9 protein-coding genes are annotated in these 14,015 nt (G+C 63.5%); 7 read left to right on the top strand and 2 right to left on the bottom strand.

Annotated elements, in window-relative coordinates; translation table 11 throughout:
* Window positions 1-4 precede the first annotated feature (4 nt).
* The 7 genes from LRQ04_RS00620 to LRQ04_RS00590 all read left to right on the top strand — a co-directional run bounded on the left by LRQ04_RS00620 (window position 5) and on the right by LRQ04_RS00590 (window position 10,834).
* Window positions 5-352, top strand: coding sequence for a holo-ACP synthase (locus tag LRQ04_RS00620; RefSeq protein ID WP_235517100.1), 348 nt, complete (start codon window positions 5-7; stop codon window positions 350-352).
* An 18-nt stretch (window positions 353-370) separates the two neighbouring features.
* Window positions 371-1,948 (top strand): NAD(P)H-hydrate epimerase, encoded by a 1,578-nt coding sequence (locus tag LRQ04_RS00615; RefSeq protein WP_235517099.1) that lies wholly within the window; start codon window positions 371-373, stop codon window positions 1,946-1,948.
* A 68-nt stretch (window positions 1,949-2,016) separates the two neighbouring features.
* Window positions 2,017-4,323 (top strand): glycogen debranching protein GlgX, encoded by a 2,307-nt coding sequence (gene glgX, locus LRQ04_RS00610; RefSeq protein WP_235517098.1) that lies wholly within the window; start codon window positions 2,017-2,019, stop codon window positions 4,321-4,323.
* Complete coding sequence (gene treY, locus LRQ04_RS00605; RefSeq protein ID WP_235517096.1) at window positions 4,320-6,632, top strand: malto-oligosyltrehalose synthase; 2,313 nt, start codon at window positions 4,320-4,322, stop codon at window positions 6,630-6,632. The genes glgX and treY overlap by 4 nt, the downstream gene beginning before the upstream one ends.
* Window positions 6,633-6,690: 58 nt before the next feature.
* Window positions 6,691-8,463, top strand: coding sequence for a malto-oligosyltrehalose trehalohydrolase (gene treZ, locus LRQ04_RS00600; RefSeq protein ID WP_235518584.1), 1,773 nt, complete (start codon window positions 6,691-6,693; stop codon window positions 8,461-8,463).
* Window positions 8,464-8,544: 81 nt separating this feature from the next.
* Window positions 8,545-9,582, top strand: a complete 1,038-nt coding sequence (gene mgrA / locus LRQ04_RS00595) for an L-glyceraldehyde 3-phosphate reductase (protein WP_235517093.1) — start codon at window positions 8,545-8,547, stop codon at window positions 9,580-9,582.
* 166 nt (window positions 9,583-9,748) lie between these two features.
* A complete protein-coding gene (locus LRQ04_RS00590; protein WP_235517087.1) occupies window positions 9,749-10,834 on the top strand; it encodes an inositol-3-phosphate synthase in 1,086 nt (361 codons plus the stop codon).
* 84 nt (window positions 10,835-10,918) lie between these two features.
* Here LRQ04_RS00590 and LRQ04_RS00585 read toward each other — a convergent pair whose 3' ends face one another.
* Both LRQ04_RS00585 and mshA read right to left on the bottom strand, forming a co-directional pair.
* The gene (locus tag LRQ04_RS00585; protein ID WP_235517085.1) at window positions 10,919-12,607 is read right to left on the bottom strand and encodes a formate--tetrahydrofolate ligase; all 1,689 of its coding nucleotides are present in this window, start codon (window positions 12,605-12,607) and stop codon (window positions 10,919-10,921) included.
* Between the two features lie 100 nt (window positions 12,608-12,707).
* Entirely contained in the window at window positions 12,708-13,952 is a 1,245-nt protein-coding gene (gene mshA / locus LRQ04_RS00580) for a D-inositol-3-phosphate glycosyltransferase (RefSeq protein ID WP_235517083.1), read from the bottom strand.
* Window positions 13,953-14,015: the final 63 nt, after the last annotated feature.

Below are 14,015 nucleotides of genomic sequence, written 5' to 3'. Positions count from 1 at the left end.
CGGCATGATTGTTGGCATTGGCGTAGACGTCGTAGACATCGAACGGTTCGGCAAGCAGCTGGAGCGGACCCCCGGCCTCCGGGACCGGTTGTTTGTTCCCGCGGAACGCGAGCTCAACACCCGCTCTTTGGCTGCCCGGTTCGCGGCCAAGGAAGCCGTGGCCAAGGTGCTCGGCGCGCCTGCGGGAATGAACTGGCAGGACTGCTGGATCGGGCTGGACGAAAACGGGCCTACCGTTCAGGTCAAGGGCACGGTACTTGCCGTGGCTGAGGCCAAAGGCGTCAAGCGCTGGCACTTGTCCATCAGCCACGACGGCGGCATCGCTACGGCCACCGTTATTGCCGAGGGCTAGGGCAGGCATAACAGAACAATGATCAGCGCCTTCACCGGACAACAGATCAGGGATGCGGAACAACCGCTCCTGGACTCCGGTGAGGGCGCTGTTCTTATGCAGCGGGCAGCCTACGGGCTGGCGCAAGAGGTAGTCCGGCAGGTCAAAAGGAAACGCAAGCTGAGCGGCGCCAGCGTCACGGTCCTTGCAGGCAAGGGAAACAACGGTGGAGACGGTCTTTTCGCCGCAGCCTTCCTTGCCGGTCGCGGAATGCGCACGACGGCGGTCCTCGCCGCCCCGGAAGTCCATCCCGGGGCACTGGCTGCTTTTACCGCCGCCGGTGGTCGGACCCTGCGCCTGGAGCCCGGGAACGCCGAGGAACTCGCCGTCATGTGCGCCGGCGACGATGCAGTCATCGATGCCCTGCTTGGTACGGGGGCCCGTGGAGGCTTGCGTGGGGCTGCAGCCGAGCTGGTTGCTGCCTTGCAGGAACTGCGCCCCTCCCTGGTAGTAGCCTGCGACCTTCCCAGTGGACTGGACGCAGCTACAGGGGAAGTCCACTGGCCCGTGCTGGATGCGGACGTGACGGTCACTTTCGGCGGCATCAAGGCCGGCCTGATGACTGACCCGGGGGAGGGCTGTGCGGGTCGGGTTGAACTGGTGCCAATCGGCATCGAATCCGGGCTTGGTTCCGTGAGCCCGGAGCTGCGACGCCTCACTGCCGGCGACCTCGGACCCCTGCTTCCGACACCGGATCGCCGCGCGCACAAGTACTCACGGGGTGTCCTTGGGGTGGTGGCAGGGTCTGCCCGGTTCGCTGGTGCCGCCGTCCTGAGTGTCCACGCTGCAGCACTTGCCGGTGTGGGCATGGTGCGCTACCTGGGCCCGGACACCGCAGCGAAGGCTGTGCTGGCCCTGACCCCTGAGGCCTTGTGGGAGTCCGGCGATCCTGGTCGCGTCCAGGCCTGGGTGCTGGGGCCAGGGGTGGATGGGGATGAACAACTGCGGCGCGCCGGGGACGCGGCGAAGAAAGCCATGGAAGCCGGATTGCCCGTGGTGGTTGATGCCGGAGCGCTGGGCGTCCTGCCGGACCGTTGTCCGCCACATTGGATCCTGACACCGCACGCGGGGGAGCTGGCCTCCCTGCTCGATTCACTTCCGGCCATGGGTGAGATCGCAGTGACCCGCGACGACGTGGAAGCCCGCCCACTGCATTTCGTACGGCTGGCCGCCGAACTGACCGGCGCCACGGTGCTGCTGAAGGGTGCCACCACACTGGTGGCCTCGCCGTCGGGCGTTGTTTTCAGTCAATCGGAGGGCACGGCGTGGATGGCCACCGCCGGGAGCGGTGATGTCCTGGCCGGCGTTTTGGGTGCCTTGGTGGCGCAGTCCGCCGGGGAGATCAGGGACGACGACGGCGCATATGCCGCCTTGGGCCTGGACCAAGCCGACCGCTGGGCTGCTGTGGCGGCCGTGGCGGCGAGCATCCATGGCAGGGCAGGAGCCAACGCATCTGCCATTTTTGACGGTGGACCCATTACAGCCTCAGCGATCATGAACGCCGTTCCAGCCGTCATTGGTTCGCTCAGCGCGGAATACGACCACACAAGACCCTAAGGTTACTGTCGTTGTCGGGGTTCTCTGTAGTCTTGCAACAGTTGTTCGCATCATCAAGAGGAGAACGCATGGAAGTCTGGCCCGGATCGGCTTATCCGCTGGGTGCCACCTTTGACGGCACCGGCACCAACTTCGCGCTGTTTAGCGAGAAGGCCGAAAAAGTGGAGTTGTGCCTCTTCGACGACGACGGCGGGGAAGTCCGCGTAGACGTCACCGAGGTTGATGGTTATGTATGGCACTGTTACCTGCCGCAGGTTCAACCCGGGCAGAAGTACGGATACCGCGTGCACGGGCCCTACGACCCCGACGCCGGTAACCGATTCAACCCCAACAAGTTGCTCCTTGATCCCTACGCCAAGGCTGTCCACCGGCAGATCGATTGGGACCCATCATTGTTTTCCTACAACATGGGTGACCCGGAGTCCCGGAATGACGAGGACTCCGCCGCGCACATGATGCTCGGTGTGGTGATCAACCCGTTCTTCGACTGGGACGGCGACAAGCTCCCGCGGATCCCGTACCATAAGTCCGTCATTTATGAGGCACACGTCAAGGGCCTGACCCAGACCCATCCGGAGGTGCCCGAGGAGCAACGCGGCACGTATGCGGGCGTTGCCCACCCCGCCGTGATTTCACACCTGCAGAAGCTCGGCATCACAGCGATCGAGCTCATGCCCGTGCACCAGTTCGTTAACGACGGCATCCTGCAGGACAAAGGCCTGAGCAACTACTGGGGCTACAACACCATCGGGTTCTTCGCGCCCCACAACAGCTACAGCTCCAAGGGCGATACCGGGCAGCAGGTCCAGGACTTCAAAGCCATGGTCCGCGCACTGCACAGCGCCGGCATCGAAGTGATTCTTGACGTCGTGTACAACCACACGGCCGAAGGCAACCACTTAGGACCCACCCTCTCCTTCAAGGGCATCGACAACTCCGCGTACTACCGGCTGGTGGAGGACGACCAGAAGTACTACATGGACTACACGGGCACCGGAAACTCGCTCAACGTTCGCAGCCCGCACTCCCTCCAGTTGTTGATGGACTCACTCCGCTACTGGGTCACCGAAATGCACGTTGATGGCTTCCGCTTCGACCTCGCGTCCACCCTGGCACGCGAGTTCTACGATGTAGACAAGCTCTCCACGTTCTTCGAACTCATTCAGCAGGACCCGGTTGTTTCCCAGGTGAAGCTCATTGCCGAGCCTTGGGATGTTGGCCCGGGCGGCTACCAGGTGGGTAACTTCCCGCCTCAGTGGACCGAATGGAACGGCAAGTACCGCGATACCGTCCGCGATTTCTGGCGGGGCGAGCCCTCAACCCTGGGCGAGTTTGCTTCCCGCCTCACGGGATCGGCAGACCTTTACGAGCACTCCGGACGCCGGCCCTACGCCTCGATCAACTTCGTCACGGCACACGATGGCTTCACGTTGATGGACCTTGTGTCCTACAACGAGAAGCACAACGAGGCCAACGGCGAGGACAACAACGACGGCGAATCCCACAACCGCTCATGGAACTGCGGCGAGGAAGGGCCCACCGAAGATCCCACAGTGCTTGCGCTGCGGGCACGCCAGCAACGCAACTTCATTGCATCCCTGTTCCTCTCACAGGGTGTACCGATGCTGCTCCACGGGGATGAGCTTGGGCGGACCCAGAACGGCAACAACAACGGGTACTGCCAGGACTCCGAGCTCACGTGGATCAACTGGGACAACGTGGACCAGCCGCTGATCGAATTCACGGCGGCGGTGAGTGCCCTGCGCGCCAAACACCCCAGCCTGCGCCGCAGCCGCTTCTTCGACGGACGCCCGGTCCTCCGTGGCGAAGGTGAGCGGCTACCGGATATCGTATGGCTGGATGCTGACGGCACCACCATGAGCCCGTCCGACTGGGACGAAGCCTTCGGCCGCTCCGTGGGCGTGTTCCTCAACGGAGACGGTATCAATGGCCGCGACACCCAGGGCCGGCGCATCACTGACGTCAACTTCCTGCTCTACTTCAACGCCGACCAGGAAGACGTGGACTTCCAGATCCCCTCCGATGAGTACGCACCTGCTTGGGACGTCATGATTGACACTGCAGGGCAGGGCGCCGAAGCCGGCGTCATCAAGCCCGAGCAGCACCTGAAGGTCAGCGGCAAGTCCCTGGTGGTCCTCCGCGCCCACAGCACGCCCGAGGTTGAGCCCGATCATTCCGTGGCTGCTTCCCTGGCCGCGCTGACCCAGACCAGCACACCGGAAACGGCGTCCATCACTGCTCCTGCAGTAACGTCCTTGCCTTTCGACTACAAGGGGGAGGGACCCGGCACGCCGGAGAGCGGACAGGAAACCGGCGCTGAGGCTGAGCCGGCTTCAGAGGAGGACCAGGCGTGAAGACTCCCATCTCCACGTATCGGCTGCAAATCCGTCCAGGCTTCACCCTCCAGGATGCAGCCGGCCTTACCGGCTATCTGCGCTCTTTGGGAGTCGACTGGGTCTACGTCTCGCCGATCCTGACAGCCGAAGAGGGTTCCGACCACGGGTACGACGTCACCGATCCGTCAAGCGTGGATGCCTCCCGCGGCGGCCCTGAGGGGCTCGACGCACTGGCCCGGTCAGCCCGCGAACAGGGCCTTGGCATCCTGGCTGACATCGTGCCAAACCACATGGGAGTAGCTTCACCCAAGCAAAACTCCTGGTGGTGGCAGCTCCTGAAGGAGGGTCAGGGTTCCAAGTACGCCGAAGCCTTCGACGTCGACTGGGACTTTGGCGGCGGCAAGATCCGTATTCCCGTGTTGGGCAGCGATGACGACCTCGACGAACTCAGGGTCGTTGACGGTGAACTGCGTTACTACGATCATGCCTTTCCGCTGGCAGAGGAAACTTACGCCGAAGGTGACAGTCCGAAAGATGTGCATGCCCGGCAGCACTACGAGCTGGTCGGCTGGCGGCGTGCCGATGCCGAGCTGAACTACCGGCGATTCTTCGCGGTCAACACGTTGGCTGGCGTGCGGGTCGAAATCCCTTGGGTTTTCGATGAAGCGCACCAGGAAATTGTCCGTTGGTTCCGTGAGGGCCTGGTTGACGGGCTGAGGATTGACCACCCCGATGGCTTGGCTGATCCGGAGGGCTACCTGGCCAGGCTGCGGGAGGCTACCGGCGGGGCATACCTGCTGGTAGAAAAAATCCTTGAACCGGGCGAACAGCTTCCGGAGACCTTCGACTGTGAAGGCACCACGGGCTACGACGCACTGGCTGATGTGGACCGTCTATTCGTAGACCCTACGGCCGAGGAGTACCTTGACTCCCTGGACGCCAGGTTGCGTGGAACGGATGCGCCCGCTGACTACCACGCCATGATCCGTGGGACCAAGCGACGCATTGCCGATGGGATCCTGCGCTCCGAGATACTGCGGCTGGCGCGTTTGGTTCCTGAATCCCTGGAACTTCCCCACGGGAAGGTCGCGGATGCCCTCGCTGAGATCATTTGCTGCTTCCCGATCTACAGGACTTACCTGCCTTACGGCGCCAAGGTCCTGAGCCAGTCCATAGAAGAAGCAGCACGGCACCGCCCGGATCTCGACACCGTACTGCGTCGCTTGGAGCCACTGCTACTTGATGAATCCGGCCCGCTGGCCCGGCGTTTCCAGCAGACCTCCGGGATGGTCATGGCCAAGGGCGTGGAAGACACTGCGTTCTTCCGCTACACCCGGCTGGGGACGCTCACGGAAGTGGGAGCCGACCCTACCGAGTTCTCAATCCCCGCAGGGGTTTTCCACGAGCGCATGGCACGTCGTCAACAGCTCCTGCCGTTGTCGATGACCACGCTGAGCACGCACGACACCAAACGGAGCGAGGACGCCCGCGCCCGGATTTCGGTTATTTCGGAGGCTGTTCCGGAGTGGGAGTTGTTCCTGGGAACGGTTCAGCAACTCGCTCCGATTCCGGACGGCCCCCTCGCAGCGTTGCTATGGCAGTCAATCGTCGGGGCCTGGCCGGCTGACCGTGAACGCCTGCAGTCCTACGCCCTGAAAGCGGCGCGGGAAGCAGGAAACTCGACCAACTGGACCGATCCAAATGCCGAGTTCGAACGACACCTGGCTGCCGCCGTCGACGCCGCTTTTGATGTCCCCGAAGTTGCGGCCGCGCTGGACAACTTCGTGGCCGAGCTTGAACCCTTCGGGACGTCGAACTCGCTGTCGGCGAAGCTGATCCAGCTGACCATGCCCGGCGTCCCGGACGTCTACCAGGGCACGGAATTCCGGGATGGTTCGCTGACCGACCCGGACAACAGGCGGCCAGTGGACTTCCAGGCCCGCATCGCGGCACTCGCCGAGCTGGACGCCGGTGCCAAGCCGGCGTTCACGGAGGAATCGGCCAAGCTGCTGGTGCTCTCCCGCGCCCTGAGGCTGCGCCGCGATCAGCCGGAGCTGTTCGCCGGCTACCTGCCGGTGGCAGCACGGGGACCGGCAGCTGGCCATGTGGTGGCCTTCGACAGGGGAGCGGAGAAGCGGGGAGCCCTCACGGTTGCCACGCGGCTGCCCAGACGGCTCGAACGTGATGGCGGGTGGCGGGACACCGTCATCGACCTCACGGTGGACAGCACCGACCAACTGACTGGTGCGTCCTACAGTGCCGGGGCTGTGCCGGTTGCCCGGCTGCTGGAGCGTTACCCCGTGGCACTGCTGGTGCCTGCCACCTGATTCCGGAACGACCAACGTCGTCACTGCAATGCACGCTTGAACACCTAAAGGGAGCATGATGCTGGAGCACGCTGCTGGGAAAAACCGCTATGACGTCTGGGCGCCGAACGCTGGTTCGGTGCGGCTGGTCGCAGGCGGTCAAGAGTACGACATGGAACAACAGCACGACGGCGCGGCCACCGGTTGGTGGCGCGCCCCGGCTGAAGCGGTGGCACAGGGAGCGGACGGTGACTCCTACGGTTACCTTGTGGACGGGGAAGGTCCATTCCCGGACCCCCGTTCCCGCCGGCAACGCGAAGGTGTCCACGGCCTGTCGGCGATCTTCGATCCCGACGTCCACCAATGGCAGGACGCCGGGTGGAAGGGCAAGACACTCAAGGGCTCAGTCATTTACGAGCTGCACCTGGGCACCTTCACCCCGGAAGGGACGCTGGATGCGGCCGCCGGGAAACTGGACTACCTTGTGGACCTTGGCGTGGATTTCATCGAGTTGCTGCCGGTCAACGGCTTCAACGGTGTCCACAACTGGGGTTACGACGGCGTCCTTTGGTACGCCGTGCACGAACCATACGGCGGACCCGCGGCATACCAGCGGTTCGTCGACGCTGCCCACGCAGCAGGTTTGGGCGTCATCCAGGACGTTGTCTACAACCACCTTGGACCCAGTGGAAACTATTTGCCCAAGTATGGCCCGTACCTGAAATCGGGGGAGGGCAATACCTGGGGTGACTCCGTGAACCTGGATGGTCCCGGCTCGGACGATGTCCGCCGCTACATCCTGGAGAACGCAGAAATGTGGCTCCGCGATTACCACGTGGATGGGCTGCGCCTGGATGCTGTTCATGCCCTGCGCGACGAACGGGCCGTCCACATCCTGGAGGACTTTGGGGCGTTGGCGGACCGGATCGAAGCCGAGACGGGTATTCCCAAGACACTGATCGCCGAATCGGACCTGAACAACCCGCGCCTCATCTACCCGCGCCAGGACAACGGATACGGCCTGGAGGGACAGTGGAGCGACGACTTCCACCACGCGGTGCACGTCAACCTCAGCGGCGAAACCACCGGTTACTACTCGGATTTCGACTCCTTGGCTGTGCTGGCCAAGGTCCTGGAACATGGCTTCCTGCACGATGGCAGCTACTCCAGCTTCCGCGGGCGGCACCACGGCCGACCCATCCGGCATGACCTGGCACACCCGTCAGCACTGGTGGTTTGCCTGCAGAACCACGACCAAATCGGGAACCGGGCAATTGGCGACCGACTCACCGCGTCGCTGTCCTTCGGGAAACTGGCCATTGGTGCCGTGCTGACCATGACGTCCCCCTTCACGCCCATGCTGTTCATGGGTGAGGAATATGGCGCGTCCACACCCTGGCAGTTCTTCACCTCGCATCCGGAACCGGAGCTGGGCAAGGCCACAGCCGAAGGCCGGATCAAGGAGTTTGAACGCATGGGATGGGACCCTGCGGTAGTTCCCGACCCCCAGGACCCGGAAACGTTCCAGCGCTCCAAGCTCAAGTGGGAGGAAGCAGAAGAGGGAGACCACGCCCGCCTGCTGCAGCTGTACAAGGATTTGGCACAGCTGCGCCATAACACCCCGGAACTGGCGGACGGCGGATTTGGAGATACATCGGTTGAGTTCGACGACGACGAACGCTGGCTGCAGATGTCCCGCGGCGATGTACGGGTTGTCTGCAACTTCGGGGACGAAGCACTCGCGACACCCCTGGACGGCTCTGTGCTGCTGGCCACCGACCACGAAGCAGCCCTGGACGACGGGACGTTGACGCTTCCTGGCGGTAGCGCCGTCGTCGTGCGCGTCAACTGACCTCGCCTGACCCGAGGGTGACGGCGCCCACATAGCGGACGCGCCGTCACCCTTGGATCGGGCAGTGGCAGGATAGAACGTATGACTTATTCGGCTGCGGAGAACCGCTACGAGACCATGCCCTACCGCCGCGTCGGACGCAGTGGACTAAAGCTTCCCGCCATCTCGTTGGGCCTCTGGCACAACTTCGGCGACGACAAGCGGTTCGACGAACAGCGCGCCATCCTGCGCCGTGCGTTCGACCTGGGGGTCACCCACTTTGACCTAGCCAACAACTACGGACCACCCGACGGTTCCGCCGAGACGAACTTCGGGCGCCACCTCAAAGACGACTTCAAGCCGTACCGGGACGAACTCATCATCTCCACCAAGGCCGGTTACTACATGTGGCCCGGACCCTATGGTGAGTGGGGTTCCCGCAAGTACCTGATCTCCAGCCTTGACCAGTCGCTGGAACGGATGGGCCTGGACTACGTGGACATCTTCTACAGCCACCGTCCCGATCCTGAGACGCCTCTGGAAGAGACCATGGGGGCACTGGACTACGCAGTCCGCTCCGGCAAGGCCCTCTACGCCGGCATCTCCTCCTACACTCCGGAACAGACCATCGAGGCCGCCAGGATCCTGAAGGAACTCGGCACGCCGCTGCTCATTCACCAGCCCAGCTATTCCATGCTCAACCGCTGGACGGAGAATGGCTCACCCAACCTCTATGAGGCACTGGACCAGGTGGGAGCGGGTTCCATCGCTTTCTCGCCCCTCGCCCAGGGGATGCTGACCGACCGGTACCTCAACGGTGTCCCGGCGGATTCCCGCGCCGCCAAGGAAAGGTTCCTCTCCGAGTCCGCGCTGACGGAAGAAAAACTGGACCGTGTGCGCGGACTCAAGGCGATAGCCGAAGGACGTGGGCAAACCCTGGCCCAGATGGCGATTGCGTGGATCCTGCGCGAGCAGCCGAAGGGCTCGCCCGTGACCTCTGCGCTCGTGGGGGCGTCCAGCGTTGCGCAGCTCGAGGACACCCTTAGCGCTATCAACAACCTGGAGTTCAGCAAGGACGAGCTGACGGCGATCGACGAGTTCGCTGTGGAATCCGATATCAACCTCTGGGCGCAGAAGTAGTCCTGGCAACTGACACAAACAGCTGGGACCGGGAAAGGAACAAAACCGGCCCCAGCTGTGTTGGTTACAATGCAAGTGTGCGCCGAATGGCGCCGTGCCAATCAGCCGCTCTCTGACACGGTCAGGGACCCGCCTGGCACCTGAGGTTATTTCTCAAAGGAGTTCCGTGTCTTCACATCCGATTCGTGTTGCCATTGTTGGTGTAGGAAACTGCGCCGCATCGCTGGTCCAAGGTGTCCAGTACTACCGCGACGCTGACCCGAAGGCCACGATCCCGGGTCTGATGCACGTTGAGTTCGGTCAGTACCACGTCAATGACGTCCAGTTCGTCGCTGCTTTCGATGTCGATAGCAAGAAGGTTGGACTGGACCTGGCCGACGCCATCGGTGCCAGCGAAAACAACACCATCAAGATCGCCGACGTCCCGGCCACCGGTGTCACCGTCCAGCGCGGCCACACCCTGGATGGCTTGGGCAAGTACTACCGCGAGACCATCGTCGAAGCCCCCGAAGAGGCCGTGGACATCGTCGCAGCCCTCCGTGAAGCCAAGGTTGACGTCATGGTGTGCTACCTGCCCGTGGGCTCCGAGCAGGCCGCGAAGTTCTACGCCCAGTGCGCCATCGACGCAGGCGTCGCATTCGTCAACGCCCTGCCCGTCTTCATCGCCGGCACCAAGGAGTGGGCCGACAAGTTCACCGAGGCCGGTGTTCCGATTGTTGGCGACGACATCAAGAGCCAGATCGGTGCCACCATCACGCACCGCGTCATGGCCAAGTTGTTCGAAGACCGCGGCGTCACCCTGGACCGCACGTACCAGCTGAACGTCGGTGGCAACATGGACTTCAAGAACATGCTGGAGCGCGACCGCCTCGAGTCCAAGAAGATCTCCAAGACCCAGGCCGTGACCTCCAACGTCGAGGCTGAGTTGCACGCCGACGATGTCCACATTGGACCGTCCGACTACGTTGCCTGGCTCGACGACCGCAAATGGGCTTTCGTCCGCCTTGAGGGCCGCAACTTCGGCGACGCACCTGTCTCCCTGGAGTACAAGCTTGAAGTATGGGACTCCCCGAACTCGGCCGGCGTGATCATCGACGCCATCCGCGCTGCCAAGATCGGCCTGGACCGCGGCATCGGCGGCCCGCTGCTCTCCGCTTCCAGCTACTTCATGAAGTCCCCGCCGGAGCAGTTCAACGACGACCTCGCCCGCGAGAAGGTTGAGGCTTTCATCCGCGGCGACATCGAGCGCTAAAGCCCTCAACAAGCGCCCCCGCACCTGGTGAACAACACCTGGGAGCGGGGGCGCTTGTCGTTAAGCATGCGTTTGTGCCAGAGACTAGAAGAGGCCCGTGGGGTTGCCGTCGGCGTCGACGTCCATCCGCATGGCCGCCGGCTCCTTGGGCAGGCCGGGCATGGTCATCACCGCACCGGTCAGGGCCACAATGAACCCTGCGCCGGTCTTGGGGATCAGATCCCGTACGTGCACTTTGAAACCCTTGGGCGCGCCCAGCCGGGAGGCGTCGTCGGTGAAGGAGTACTGGGTCTTGGCCATGCACACGGGCAGTCCTGACCAGCCGTTCTTCTCGATCTCGGCGAGGCGTTTGAGCGCCGGTACGGAAAAGTCCACGCCGTCCGCCCCATAGATTTCCTGGACAATGGTTTGGATCTTTTCCTCGACGGAGAGCTCCAGCGGATACAGATGGTGGAAGTCCGAGGGCCGTTCCAGCGCGGCGGCTACCTTGGCTGCGAGCTCATCACCGCCGTCGCCTCCGCCACCGCGCCCCCAGACGTCGGCGACGGCTGCGACCACGCCTTCGGCTGCGCACCAGGCCAGGAGCCAGTCCAGTTCTTCGGGAGTATCAGAGGCGAACCTGTTGATGGAGACCACGGGGGAGATGCCAAACTTTGCCACATTGCCGATGTGCCGCTTCAGGTTCTCCACTCCGGCTGCCAGAGCCTCGACGTTGGGCTCGTTGAGCCGGTCCTTGGGAATCCCGCCCTGCATCTTGAGCGCGCGGATGGTCGCAACAATGACGACGGCGGAGGGTGCCACATCTGCGATGCGCGCCTTGATGTCCATGTATTTTTCGGCGCCAAGGTCTGCCCCGAACCCCGCCTCGGTGACGACGATGTCTGCGAGCTCCATGGCAGTGCAGGTGGCGATCAGCGAGTTGCAGCCGTGGGCTATGTTCGCGAACGGGCCGCCGTGGACCAGTGCCGGGGTGCCCGCGATGGTTTGGACCAGGTTGGGCTTGATGGCGTCCTTGAGCAGCATGGTGAGCGCGCCCTCCACGCCGAGGTCGGCGACGGTCACCGGGGACCGGTCGAAGGTGTAGCCGAACGTAATGCGACCGAGCCTGCTTCGCAGGTCATCCAGATCCGTGGAAAGGCAGAACACTGCCATGATTTCGGAGGCGACGGTGATGTCGAAGCCGTCTTGTCGGGGCACTCCTTGTGCCGGTCCGCCAAGCCCGATAACGACCTCCCTCAGCGCGCGGTCGTTCATGTCCAGCACCCGTTTGAAGGTCATCCGGCGAGGATCGATGCCCAGGGCGTTTCCCTGGAAGATGTGGTTGTCCACCAAAGCCATGAGGGCGTTGTTGGCCGACGTCACGGCATGGAAATCCCCGGTGAAATGCAGGTTGATGTCGTCCATGGGCAGGACCTGGGAGTAACCCCCTCCCGTGGCTCCGCCTTTCATCCCCAGGATTGGGCCAAGCGAGGGCTCACGCAGGGCGATCATCACGTTGTTTCCGGCCCGTGCCAGGGAATCGGCGAGCCCCACGGTGGTTGTTGATTTGCCTTCGCCCGCCGGGGTGGGTGACATGGCCGATACCAGCACCACTTTGCCCGGTTTCCTGCCCTGGGGGAGTTGCAGCTTGGCCGGATTGATCTTGGCCTTGTAGGGCCCGTACAACTCAAGGGCGGCCACAGGGATTCCTGCCCGCTCGGCGATCTGCTCGATGGGCAGCATGGTGGCTTTGTGGGCGATTTCCAGGTCACTCAGGACCTTCTGTTCAGACATCGTTGTCCTTCGGCTGTGGCCATACAGGGTGCTGTGGGCCGGGCGTACTTGCGCTGTGCGCGACAATCTACCAGCACCGTTGAGCCAAACAGGCGAGGACTCAGCGCCTGGGGACCAACAAACCGCTGACTGCTTCCCGGTAGCTCTCCAGGGTGATCGCGGCCGTTCGCTGCCACCCGAATGACTCGGCATGGGTGGCGGCAAGCCTTCCCATGCCTTCGCGGGTCTGGACATCGTCGTAGAGGTCTTCCAGGGCGTCCGCCCAGTCCGAGGGGTCGTGCCCATCCACCAGGAGTCCGGTGCGGCCGTCGGAAATGGCGCGGGAGAGGCCGCCGACGTTGGTGGCAACGACGGGTGTGCCACACGCCTGTGCTTCCAAGGCGACCAGGCCGAACGACTCGCTGAAGGAGGGCATGACCACGACATCGGCGGAGCGGAACCAGCTGGCCAACTCGGGAGCCACCACCGGCGGCCGGTGGGTGACGACGTCGTCGAGCCCGGCATCGTGGATGATCTGCTTGAGGTTGAAGTCCTTCGATCCGCTCAGGGATCCCAGGATGGTCATTTCGAGGTCGATGTCCGGGCGTCGCCGACGAAGGATTCCGGCGGCCTTCACGAACACCTGCGGACCTTTGAGCCGCTGGATCCGGCCCGCGAAGAGGATATGGAAACTGTCCGGGCGCACCCCCCGGAGGGCGCGGGATTTCCTGCGGAAGGACGGTGTGAAGACGTTCAGGTCGACCCCGGGCGGTGCAATGTCGATGCGGTCGCGGTCCGCCCCGTAGTGGGAGACGAGTTCCTCGGCCTCCGCGGGGGTGTTGGCGACCAGGCGGGCTGCGCCGTCGACGATCCTTTGCTCGCCTTCTTCCCGTCGACGGGGTTCGGGGCGCTCGCCGGACTGCAGCACCAGGTTCTTGACCTTGGCCATGGTGTGCATGGTGTGAACCATGGGAACGCCCCAAAGCTCCGACAGTTCCAGCCCTGCCACCCCCGACACCCAGTAGTGGGAGTGGATGGCATCGTAGCGGCCGTGCAGTTGTTGGTGCCGGATCCGGTCTATCTCGCCCACCATCTGGTGGAGGAGCTCGGGCAGCTCTTCTTTGGGAATTTTCCGGCGGGGTCCCGCCATGACGTTGTGGACGCAGACACCTGGCCCGGGATGCTCGACGGCGGGCTGGTTGGCTTTGGTGGAGCGCGTGAAGATTTCCACTTCCACGCCTGTCTCAGCCAAGGCCATGGCCAGGGCGCGCACGTAGACGTTCATTCCGCCGGCGTCCCCGGCGCCGGGCTGCTCCATGGGGGAGGTGTGCAACGACAGGAATGCCACGCGACGAATCAATGGCATGGCATTCCTCCTGACAAGACGGGGCAAATGCTGTTTGCCCTGCAGAAAACACTACTCCTGCCT

Source organism: Paenarthrobacter sp. AR 02 (genome assembly GCF_021538675.1).
GTDB lineage: Bacteria > Actinomycetota > Actinomycetes > Actinomycetales > Micrococcaceae > Arthrobacter.
Note: the sequence above shows the minus strand (reverse complement) of the source record. Positions and strands in the feature narration are given on the sequence as shown.

Coding starts and splice junctions, on each gene's coding strand:
- LRQ04_RS00620 (WP_235517100.1), top strand. CDS start 5: ATGATTGTTGGCATTGGCGTAGACGTCGTAGACATCGAACGGTTCGGC.
- LRQ04_RS00615 (WP_235517099.1), top strand. CDS start 371: ATGATCAGCGCCTTCACCGGACAACAGATCAGGGATGCGGAACAACCG.
- glgX (WP_235517098.1), top strand. CDS start 2,017: ATGGAAGTCTGGCCCGGATCGGCTTATCCGCTGGGTGCCACCTTTGAC.
- treZ (WP_235518584.1), top strand. CDS start 6,691: ATGCTGGAGCACGCTGCTGGGAAAAACCGCTATGACGTCTGGGCGCCG.
- mgrA (WP_235517093.1), top strand. CDS start 8,545: ATGACTTATTCGGCTGCGGAGAACCGCTACGAGACCATGCCCTACCGC.
- LRQ04_RS00585 (WP_235517085.1), bottom strand. CDS start 12,607: ATGTCTGAACAGAAGGTCCTGAGTGACCTGGAAATCGCCCACAAAGCC.
- mshA (WP_235517083.1), bottom strand. CDS start 13,952: ATGCCATTGATTCGTCGCGTGGCATTCCTGTCGTTGCACACCTCCCCC.